The sequence below is a fragment of the Colwellia sp. genome, assembly GCF_013215345.1.
Lineage (GTDB): Bacteria > Pseudomonadota > Gammaproteobacteria > Enterobacterales > Alteromonadaceae > Colwellia.
Window position 1 is genome coordinate 1 of sequence record NZ_JABSOV010000148.1, and the last position, 8,198, is coordinate 8,198.

6 protein-coding genes and 1 tRNA gene are annotated in these 8,198 nt (G+C 39.3%); 5 read left to right on the forward strand and 2 right to left on the reverse strand.

The features are described 5' to 3' along the window. From HRT50_RS16410 to HRT50_RS16420, 3 genes are all read left to right on the forward strand, one after another. A partial coding sequence (locus HRT50_RS16410; protein WP_291616456.1) for a DUF1289 domain-containing protein occupies positions 1-288 on the forward strand: 288 nt, incomplete at its 5' end. A gap of 133 nt (positions 289-421) precedes the next feature. After that, complete coding sequence (locus HRT50_RS16415; protein ID WP_291616458.1) at positions 422-1,666, forward strand: erythromycin esterase family protein; 1,245 nt, start codon at positions 422-424, stop codon at positions 1,664-1,666. A 250-nt stretch (positions 1,667-1,916) separates the two neighbouring features. Next, positions 1,917-1,992 (forward strand) — tRNA-Phe (locus HRT50_RS16420). 249 nt (positions 1,993-2,241) lie between these two features. Here the strand turns inward: HRT50_RS16420 and mutS are convergent. Next, positions 2,242-4,887 (reverse strand): DNA mismatch repair protein MutS, encoded by a 2,646-nt coding sequence (gene mutS / locus HRT50_RS16425; RefSeq protein WP_291616460.1) that lies wholly within the window; start codon positions 4,885-4,887, stop codon positions 2,242-2,244. Positions 4,888-5,282: 395 nt separating this feature from the next. Continuing rightward, entirely contained in the window at positions 5,283-5,903 is a 621-nt protein-coding gene (locus HRT50_RS16430; RefSeq protein WP_291616462.1) for a LysE/ArgO family amino acid transporter, read from the reverse strand. A 401-nt stretch (positions 5,904-6,304) separates the two neighbouring features. Between HRT50_RS16430 and HRT50_RS16435 the strand changes: the two genes are divergently transcribed. After that, positions 6,305-7,201 carry a LysR family transcriptional regulator ArgP gene (locus HRT50_RS16435; protein ID WP_291616464.1) on the forward strand — a complete coding sequence of 299 codons (897 nt, stop codon included), beginning with the start codon at positions 6,305-6,307 and terminating at the stop codon, positions 7,199-7,201. A gap of 165 nt (positions 7,202-7,366) precedes the next feature. Then, complete coding sequence (locus HRT50_RS16440; protein WP_291616466.1) at positions 7,367-8,125, forward strand: hypothetical protein; 759 nt, start codon at positions 7,367-7,369, stop codon at positions 8,123-8,125. Positions 8,126-8,198: the final 73 nt, after the last annotated feature.

An 8,198-nucleotide genomic window follows, 5' to 3' on the forward strand; every position in this document is an offset into this window, starting at 1 on the left:
TGTGTCAGTATTTGTGAGTCTGATGAGAAAGGCCTTTGCCTTGGCTGCATGCGCTCGCGTGATGAACGACAAGAATGGATTAACTTTACTAACGATGAGAAACAAAAAGTAATTAAACGTTGTCTACAACGAAAAAAACGTAAATTGAATCAGCTAAAGGCAAAACCTGTTGAACAAGTTGCTGGACCTTTAGTCGAAGAAGACTTACAACCCTCCTTGCTTGACCCGCCAAGTAATACTAAGACATCATCAAATACCGACTTAGATTTCAGTGAGTTTGAACTGTAATATTTCTGTGCAGCCTCGTTATAGTCTTGTTATAGCCCAGTATTTATTGGAATAACAGACAGTAATTCAATGTGTTAATATTTATTTAAATAAAAAAGTTCAATTTATTACCACTTTCTTCAAGGATGAATTCATGTATTCAAATTACCTTCTAGCACTATGTGTATTACTGTTAACAGCATGCAGCAATGAGCAGAATATTCCTGCTACAGCCATTGCGATAGATAAAAACCTTAGTCAACAACTGCTAGCAAACCACCTAGCCATTAATCTTGATAGCTCAGGACAATTAGCCAATGAAGATTTAGCAGCATTTGCAAAAAAGATTGAACATGTCAGGATCCTAGCTTTAGGTGAGCAAACCCATGGCGCAGCGAGTGTATTTTCCCTGAAAACGGCTTTGATAAAATATCTACATCAGCATCATGGTTTTGATTTTTTTATTTTAGAAAGTGGTATGTACGATGTGCGAGAAATCATGCAACAAGCTAAAGATGGCCAATCAATAAAAGCAATAGCGCCAGGGAATATCTTCTATATGTATGCGAATAGTAAAGAAGTTACGCCCTTATTTGATTATGTTAACGATCAGCTTAATACCGAAAACCCGCTAACTATGGTCGGCTTTGATAGCCAACATACCGGCGGCCTATCGTTAGCCGGACTGGTTACTGACTTAACTAAAGCGCAACGAGCAATTGATAACGCTTGGGTAAATAGCCCTAATTGGCAAGTGTTTGCCAAGCAACTGCAACAAGTGCTGGCTGGCTCTGATGTACGTTTTCCCATAGAGCAAGAGCAGTTGTTCTTTAGTCAACTTGATACCCTAGCAACTAACTTTAAGCAACATAATTCACTAGCTAATAATGGCTTTTGGTATCGCATAACAAAAGGGCTAGTTGCGCAAGCTAAAAGACAATGGCAACTTGTCGATAACCGTAGTCAACAAATGGGCGAAAATATTAAATGGTGGGCTGAGCAATACCCAGATAAGAAAATTATCGTTTGGGCACATACTTGGCATTTAACTAAAGCGGGCAACAAGCAAGTTAATGCCGGTAAAGTGGTTAGTGATGCCTTTGGCGATGCTTATTACATGGTGCACTTTAGTGGCGAGCAAGGGCAATATTTAAGTTACATTGATTTAAAAAATAAAGCGCTTGCGAAGCCAAAGAAAAATTCAGTAGAGCGACTTTTTAAGCAAACGACAACATCAGCCATTAATTACATTGAAAATAAAGGCCTACCACTACAGGGCAGTGAACTGGAAGCTTTTGCTAATGATTATCAACAGACACTGACAGCAAATGAATGGTCCACTTATTGGGACGGCATGTTTATCCTTAAAGAAATAACGCCGGTAACTTATCAGCAATAAACCCTATAGCTTAACTAATGTCTGTATCTAGTTAAGTAAGGTGAGCGTTAGTTAGGTGCTAGTTGACAAGGGGTGTTAAAACACGAGGATTAGTAAGCATTAGGATAATTATTGCACACTTAATAGACGGTAAAGTATGAATAAAGTACTAAATTAAACTTTAAGTAAATTATTGTTATAAAACAGTTGCCACTGATAATTTTTAACTATAATATACGCGCTCTTTAGAGAGTAGCACTCTTCAAAGAATGCCCCGATAGCTCAGTTGGTAGAGCAGAGGATTGAAAATCCTCGTGTCCCTGGTTCAAATCCGGGTCGGGGCACCATATAACTTCTCTATGAAGTAACGAAGCCTCAGCATTACTTATTATAAATAGTAATGCTGAGGCTTTTTTCGTTTCTACAGCTTAAACTTTATAAGTCCTTTATCAACTTTTGGAAATGAGGAGGCGCCTTTTTAACACTAAGTCTCAGGCACTAAATCTCAGACATTAAGCCTCAGACAAAAAAAGCAGCTAGCTGAGTATGTTTAACTCAAGGGCTGCTTTTGTTAGTTAATAGTTAACGTTGCTCTTTTAAAGCTGTTCCTTTAAAAAAAAGAGTAACTCTAATGCTTGTCTCGGGCTTAAATCATTTACATCGGTATCGGCAAGTGTTGTTAATACAGGATGTTCATCTGGGGCTAAGCTCAGCTGCTCAAAAGCATCACCTTGTATCGGCGTAGCAGTCAACACTGTCGGGGCTTGCTGCTGCTCTAATTCAGCTAACCTTTGCTTAGCACGTTTTATCACCAGTTTAGGAACACCCGCTAATTGCGCTACTTGTAAACCAAAACTTTTACTTGCTGCTCCTTCTTGCACTGCGTGCATAAATACTATCTTATCGTCATGCTCCATGGCATCTAAGTGGACATTAGCAAGGGTTTCAATTTGCTCAGCTAGCATAGTTAATTCGAAATAATGCGTGGCAAAGAGGGTAAAGGCCTTAGTTTTAAGTGCCAGCATTTCTGCACAGGCCCAGGCCAGTGATAAGCCATCGTAAGTACTCGTTCCTCGACCAATTTCATCAAGTAATACTAAACTTCTGTCAGTAGCGTTATGTAAGATATTCGCGGTTTCCGTCATTTCGACCATAAAGGTAGAACGACCACTAGCTAGATCATCTGAGGCGCCAATGCGGGTAAATATTCTATCAACTACGCCGATAGTTGCACTGTCAGCAGGGACATAACAACCGATATGAGCAAGCAAAACAATTAAGGCTGTTTGGCGCATATAGGTTGATTTACCGCCCATGTTTGGCCCGGTAATAATGAGCATCTTGCGTTGTTCGGTTAACAATACCGGGTTAGCGATAAAGGCATTGTTGGTCATTTGTTCAACGACAACGTGACGACCAGCATCAATGCTTATACCTGCCTCCTTTACTAAGTTCGGCTTAACATAGTTTAACGCCAACGAACGCTCGGCGAAGGTGGTTAACACATCAAGCTCGGCGATAGCCTGGCTTAATTGCTGTAATTGCGCTAAATCGGGCATAACTTTAGCGAATAATTCTTGATAGAGTGTTTTTTCTAGGGCTAAAAATTTGCTTTGCGCGCTCAGTACCTTATGTTCATGTTCTTTTAATTCTTCGGTAATAAAGCGTTCATTATTTTTTAAGGTTTGACGACGGATATAATTATCAGGGACATTAGCAGCCGCGGTACGGCTCATTTCAATGAAAAATCCATGGACCTTGTTGTAGCCAACTTTTAGTGAGTGAATGCCAGTACTTTCTTTCTCGCGTTGTTCAAGCTGTGCTAAAAATTCAGTAGCGCCATCACTTAAATCGCGTAATACATCGAGTTCACTATTATAACCCGGAGAAATAACGCCGCCATCGCGAATAAGTACCGGTGGATTTTCAATTATGGCATGCTCAAGTAAGCCTTGTAACGCCGGCATTGGTTGGCTTTGTTGGGCAATGGTGTTTAAGTAATTAGTAGCTGACTCGGGTGACTCACTTGGTAGTTCATTCTGTGACCCACTCTGTAACTCATTTTGTAGCTCTGGCAACTGCTGTAGTGCATGACGTAAGCGAGCAAAGTCTCGTGGTCGTGCCGAGCCTAAAGCAATACGCGAAACAATACGTTCAATATCGCCTAAGCCCTTTAATATTGGCTGAATTGGCGTGATTAGGTCTAACGCTATAATATCGCTGACAGTATTTTGGCGATTGTGAAGCACAGTTAAGTCACGTAATGGGAAGTGTAACCAACGTTTAAGTAAACGCGAACCCATTGGCGTGGAGGATTTATCTAAAATTGATGCCAGTGTATTATCAAAACCACCTTGCAAGTTTTGGGTCAGCTCTAAATTTCGCCTCGTGGCTGCATCAAGTACGACACCTTTATTGGCTGATTCACAAATAATAGCGCGTATATGAGGCAGGGCAGTACGTTGGGTATCTTTAACATATTGAAATAAACAACCGGCGGCTGCTAAGCCTAATGGCTTATCATCAACACCAAAGCCGGTTAATTCTTTAGTCTCAAACTGGGTATTTAATAGCTTAATTGCGGTATCGAGATCAAACTCCCATTCGGGGCGACGACGTAGACCTTTTCTTTGCTCGATTAAACTAAAGTCTTGTATTGACTCACTGTAAAGTAATTCCGCTGGAGATAATCTTTGCAATTCTGCTTGTAGTTGCTCACTGGTTTGCGGCTCAGTTAAGACAAAGCGGCCACTGGCCATATCTAAATAGGCCAGACCAAAAGCCGGAGCTGAGCTAGTTTTTAGTTTTGCTTGTGGTAATTGGTTATCAACGATGGCGACAATGAGGTTATCTTGTCTATCCGTTAGCAGGGCTTCATCACTGAGCGTACCTGGAGTGATAACCCGTACTACTTTACGCTCAACCGGGCCCTTACTGGTAGCAGGGTCACCTATTTGTTCACAAATAGCGACTGACTCACCTAAAGCGACTAACTTTGCTAAGTAATTCTCCACCGCGTGATAAGGCACGCCAGCCATGGGAATAGCGTTACCACCTGTTTTACCGCGAGCGGTAAGGGATATGTCTAATAAGTCTGACGCTTTTTTAGCGTCATCAAAAAACAACTCATAGAAATCGCCCATGCGATAAAAGATCAATATATGCGGAAACTCAGCCTTAATGGTTAAATACTGGCGCATCATAGGGGTGTGTGATGAAAGATCTTTTATGGCAGTGGTCATGAAATGCTAAAACTCTTATGTTATTACAGGGTATTTATACCGATTGGTATTACCGCTAGATTATGCCATAAGGGCTATTAGCATTGCTTAACTTTTTAACAATTATTGTCAGCTATTAGGTTCTGTTGATCTTTCAGGGTTAAAATTTATTCAATTTAAAACGGGCTTAATCGCGGCGCGAGCTTTGTATCATAGTTATTCTATTAAAAAAGTGAATAACAAGGAGTAAGGCCGTTTTAAATGAACCCAAAGGGGAGTACTTGTTTGAAATTTATACGGCGTTATCGTATGTTCATGTAGCTACACTTCACATGCTCTGCCTTGCCTAAATATCAAACATGTTGCTGTAAAAGTAATCTCGAAAGATCAACAGACCCTATGTTCAGTTAATGTAATTAACTCGCCATCCAGCTATTAAACAGTGACCAAGCGACTAACCACATAACTAAGGCAATAATGATATCTATGGTCTTTTTAACTTTTGGTCTGCTTAATTGTTTGGAAAGTTTAGCCGCACCAAGTGCTAAACAACTAAACCACGTTAATGAACCCAATATGCAGCCAATAAGAAAATATACTTTTACTTCATCTGAGTATTGACCACCAACACTACCAATGACCATAACAGTATCAATATAAGCATGGGGGTTTAAAAAAGTAACAGCTAAGGTTGTTAAGAAAACAATTTTGGCTGATTTCTTTTTTAAGACAGTATCAGCAGAGCTACTATTTTGGCTGAATGCAGATTTCATTGACATTAAGCCATAAACAGTTAGAAATATGATGCCACCCCAAGTCAGTATGTTGAATAAAGTCGCATTGTGTGACAGTAAAATACTACCGCCAAGGACACCTAAACTAATTAATATCGTATCGTAAAGTACAAAAAGAGCCGCAGTCATTTTGTGATGGTTTCGACTAATGCCTTGGTTAATCAGCATAGAATTTTGTGTGCCTATGGGCATGATCATACTTAATGTTAGGGTAAAGCCTTTGGCTAAAACTAATAAGCTCATAATGGTACTCGGTAAATAGTCAGGGGTAGTTAATAAACGCTAGTTTGCACTAATTTTCAGTTTAATTATAATTAATAATAATTAACTATCATTAGTAAAACTTATGACTGAGGTTATGGGTATATAATACCAATTCCAATAAGTTTTTTCTCACTCAGCGAGATTGAAAAGGCTTAGAGGCAAGACATTGATTGAAGAGAATGGTTATTCCCTTGTCAAAATCAATAACGCAGGCTGTAAGCCTTTTAAACTCGCCCTTCGGGAGTTTGTCAGCGATTAGATAACCGCACAGAATTTCTTTGATATAGAGTGACTATATACAAAAAAATTCTATTTGTTCTCAAACCGTTGACAAGCTCTGAGTAGGAACAAACTTAATAGAATCGGTATATGAGGGTCTCATGGCAAACTTTGATTATAAACACCTTGCGGCATTGGCTGAGGTGATTGAGCTACAAAGTTTTGAATTAGCGGCGCAAAAACTGTTTATTTCTCAATCGGCTATTTCTCAACGGATAAAGGCGCTAGAAGAACACATAGGGCAGCCAGTACTTATTCGTAACCAACCCATTGTTGCGACACTGGCTGGCGAACAAATACTAAGCCACTTTAAAAAAGTTAAGCAACTTGAGGATGAACTTGTACCGATATTGTATCCGGATAAACCGATAAAGCCGATGAAAGTCTCTTTAGCGGTAAATGCTGATAGTATCGCTACTTGGTTTATTGAGGCCATTACGCCAGTACTTAAAAATCACTTAGTTGAATTGAATTTAATTATTGAACATGAAGAGCGTACTTTAGATAAGTTACGCAGTGGGCAAGCCATTGGCGCGGTAAGTGTTATTGAACAGCCGCTAAAAGGTTACCGCTCTTTCAAACTTGGTGAAATGGAGTATTGCTTGGTGGCCAGTAAGGGCTTTGCCGAAGAGTACTTTCCTGATGGCGTTAACCAAAAGTCGTTAGGAATGGCACCCGCGATAAGTTATGACCATAAGGATGATATGCATGTTCGCTATATTGCCAAGCATTTTAATTTAGCTGCTAGTGAGTATTATTGCCATAGCGTGCGTTCTTCGGAGGCATTTGTTGCGTTAGTAAAACAAGGTGTTGCTTATTGCTTGTTACCCAAATTACAAATTGAGCAAGAGTTAAATACTGGGCAATTAATCAGTTTATGCCCAGATAAAGAGTTAGTTGAGACTTTATATTGGCATAGCTGGGTGCTGGTTAAAGGTGTTAATAAAAATATCTCCGAGCAAATAGTTAAGATTGCCCGTCAAAAATTAGCACACTAACTTTTGACACTTTATAGTCCTTGCGTAAAATAATGTGACTGTTTATATTAATTGGTACTAGGTGTTTTTGAGAACTGATTGAAGAAGTCATACACACAGCAAGAGATCAAAGCATTAAGTACGTCTAAACGTGTTGTTATTTAAACCAGTTTTTTGATCTTACTCTTGTTGGTATCACAGAGCTTCTCTGCCAGTAAGATCCATCAAAGCTACCAAGAGTCATTGATGGACTCAGTAACAGACCGTATCCTTTCTGATTATCAAGAGTACTTCACACAACTGCGTTTAGAAATTGATCTCTTCCAGCAAAAGCAGCTGAATGCCATAGAGAAATTAGAGAAAAAATCTGGACAAGCTTCACAACAAGAATATATGCAAGTGTTAACATCGCTGAGAAATAATATTGATAACACACGTTTATTTACTTTAATAGACAGTAAAGGTCAAGGGAGTTTAAAGCATATAACCGGAAACTTTTTACCTGACTGTGAAAGTGAAATAGCGACAACAATAGCCGGTGGTGTGCAAAAAAAGCTCTTTTTACACCGCAGTAAAAGTAGCATTCATTTTGACTTGTTACAGCCATTGGCGACTAACTCAGCAAAAGGTGCTTTTTTCTTCGTAGCCTTTAATCCTGATATTTTAATTAATATCCAAAAAAAATATCAATTACCTCACCAGCAACTTTTTTTAATGCGTGCCGACTCCCCTGGAGAGATAGAATTAACCACTGAAACGGATGGTAGTAAATACAGCGAATTAATTTTTGGTGGTGAGTTAACGTCTTATAACTTTGTGAAAGCCATTCCAAATACTCGCTGGCAATTAGCAATACGTTTATCGCCGCAATATAGTAGTAATTTATATCGCCAGGGATTGATTAAAGCCGTACTTATCTGGTTGCTGCTAACTTTATTTATTTAACCTGAAAACTGGATAAGGATTGAACTAACTGCCCACCTTGCGATCAGATCTTTCGACTAAAAACGATTTGAAA